Source organism: Vibrio sp. OPT46 (genome assembly GCF_015163535.1).
Lineage (GTDB): Bacteria > Pseudomonadota > Gammaproteobacteria > Enterobacterales > Vibrionaceae > Vibrio > Vibrio alginolyticus.
Window position 1 is genome coordinate 1,973 of record NZ_JADDYG010000344.1, and the last position, 2,662, is coordinate 4,634.

At 34.6% G+C, this 2,662-nt stretch carries 3 protein-coding genes; all 3 read right to left on the minus strand.

The genetic code is table 11. From position 1 onward, the window contains the following. Nucleotides 1-847, minus strand: an 847-nt coding sequence (locus tag IQR33_RS15720) for an SDR family NAD(P)-dependent oxidoreductase (protein ID WP_228013925.1), incomplete at its 3' end; no start/stop codon positions are given. Further along, a complete protein-coding gene (locus IQR33_RS15725; RefSeq protein WP_228013926.1) occupies nucleotides 844-1,746 on the minus strand; it encodes an ATP-grasp fold amidoligase family protein in 903 nt (300 codons plus the stop codon). The genes IQR33_RS15720 and IQR33_RS15725, both read right to left, overlap by 4 nt. After that, nucleotides 1,712-2,662 (minus strand): glycosyltransferase family 4 protein (locus tag IQR33_RS15730; RefSeq protein ID WP_228013927.1); only part of this gene is annotated, 951 nt, incomplete at its 5' end. The genes IQR33_RS15725 and IQR33_RS15730, both read right to left, overlap by 35 nt.

The following is a 2,662-nucleotide window of genomic DNA, read 5'->3' on the forward strand; positions in this document are numbered from 1 at the left end:
CAATACCAAGCGCAGATTCGATTTCCGTGATGAAGTCCATAAGGTTAACTGGACTACCGTGACCGATATTGTAAACAGAATATGGAGCAGAACTAGAAGCAGGCGTACCGGATTCAACGGTCCAGTCGTCATTTCTTTGAGGGATAACCTCAGAAATACGTACAATACCTTCAACAATGTCGTCAATGTAAGTGAAGTCTCGCCACATATCGCCATTATTGTTTATATCAATTGTATCGCCCTCTAATATCTTCTTAGTGAAAATAAAAGGTGCCATGTCAGGACGACCCCATGGACCGTAAACGGTGAAGAACCGCAATCCAGTGGTCGGTAAGTCATACAAGTGAGAATATGAGTGTGCCATTAACTCATTTGATTTCTTCGTCGCCGCATACAAAGAAACTGGATGATCAACCGTATCACTTGTTTCAAAAGGTGTTTTTTGATTCAAGCCATAAACAGAAGATGACGATGCGTAAACTAGATGCTTAACTTTTGAATGTCGGCAACCCTCTAGGATGTTTAGGTGACCAACTAAGTTAGAATCCGCATAGGCCATCGGGTTTTCTATAGAGTATCTCACACCAGCTTGAGCTGCTAAGTGGATAACACAATCAAACTGGTTGTTAGCGAAGAAATCAGCTACAGCTTGTCTATCCGAGAGATCCATCTTTACAAATTCGAATCGCTCACTATTGTTGATCGTCAGTAGTCGAGCTTCTTTAAGATTAACATCATAGTAGTCATTAATATTATCTACACCAACAACACTCGCACCTTTACTCAAAAGCACTTCAATGGTTTTAGCGCCAATAAAACCCGCTGCGCCAGTTACTAAATATTTCATTTATCAAATTCCTTCCAATAACTACCTAATAAGACATCTGCATCTTTACTTGAAAGTGGTTCCCAACCACTACCATGACAAAACGTTAGTTCTCCAAAATAAACCTTTCCATCGACGTTATACATATCAACTCGAACGTACTTAAAAGGTTTCGCTAATTTTTTTGCTAGTGAAACCACGTCAGGCATATTAATTGGAAACTCGTAGGAATCATCAACTGATTCATACTTGGGTTGTATAGCAAAATCTAACTTTTCTAAATTCTCGGAATACAGTGATCTTTTATGATTACTAAACCGGTCACTATCAACCTGAATTATTACTTTTTCCTGGTTACTATCGTCCCCTTGAAAAATATGCAATTTGTAATCGGATGGCAGAGAACCATCTTTATGCATTAATAACTCTTCCATGAGTACTTGAGGCGTTTCAAGATCATAGAAATTTTCATCAATCTTTTGTCCTATTTTTACTTTTAGGTAACGATTGAATTGTGCTGATAATGCATTTAAATCTGTCAATTTTGACTTATCAAGTACTACTTTAACATTCTCACCACCACCTCCATTACTCGTTTTGATAACAAACTTATCAGGTGCTTTGTGAAAGAAATCAGGCGTTACATGAGTTGTTTTAGCAATTAAAGGAATTAAATGTTCTTTACCAATAGTATCTTCGACGTATTTTCTCACAGTATACTTATCAACATAACGAGAGAAGCTTAATGATTGTGAATCTAACTTTCGAGCAAATACTTTTTCTGAAAATGTACTAGGAGATATAAAGTCTGGATAATACTTATGAGTTATAACAAATCTAATTTTATTATAAACATTGGGAGTAACAACCAATCTAAGAACATCTCTAGTTATATTCTTTAATTCTTTTTTCAGATTCATTACTCAAATCATCCATATTCTTCATTATATTTTCAAAGCCATTTACGAAACCATCGTAATCAAATTTATCTTTCACATATTGAGTTCTTTGATTACGACAAGACAACACATCATCATCAATCGATAGAATATTTGAAGTAAACTCATCAACAAAGGTGTCATCACTGGCTTTTGTTTTCGTAATTAAGCCAATACTCTCGTTAACTAATACATCATTAATTCCATCAACTAGAGAAGAGCAAACAAAGCACCCTGCATTAAGTGCCTCTATAACGACTCTAGGTAGTCCTTCTTTGTGACTAGCGAATAAAAAAACGTCAGATAAAGACAAGTATTCATTAACAAAAGGAGTATATGGGACTATTATTACATTATCTTTTAGCCCAGAGTCGTTTATTAAATTTAACACCTCGTCCTGATACTTAATGTCAATTTCAGTAGGTGGGCTTCCGATCATAAGTAATACATCACCATCTTTGTAGACTTTACCAAAAGCTCTTACAATATCTAGCTGATTTTTCCTTATACAAATACTTCCAACTGTAATATAAACTTTATTATATTTTTCTATTGTTCCTTTTATTTCTTCGACTGCGCTATAGTCCAAGATTTTAAAATTAAATCCTGTATTCAAAATAGTTAGCTTTTTTTGATATCGCTGCTTTTCATTTTCTGACAGAACATCACTACAGTCACTAGATATAAGAATTATCTTATTTGAAAGGGCTGCAGCGATTGAGGATATAAACTTAACTCGGTCATTGATCCTTACATACCAAGAAACTCTATCCCTTAAAATAAAAATAATAGGAAGGTAGAATAGAAAGCTGCGAATGTCATTCACACATATATAATCAGACTTTCCAATCAAGTTAATATTAAAAAGTTGCTTAATCCATAAATATATTAGCAGAAA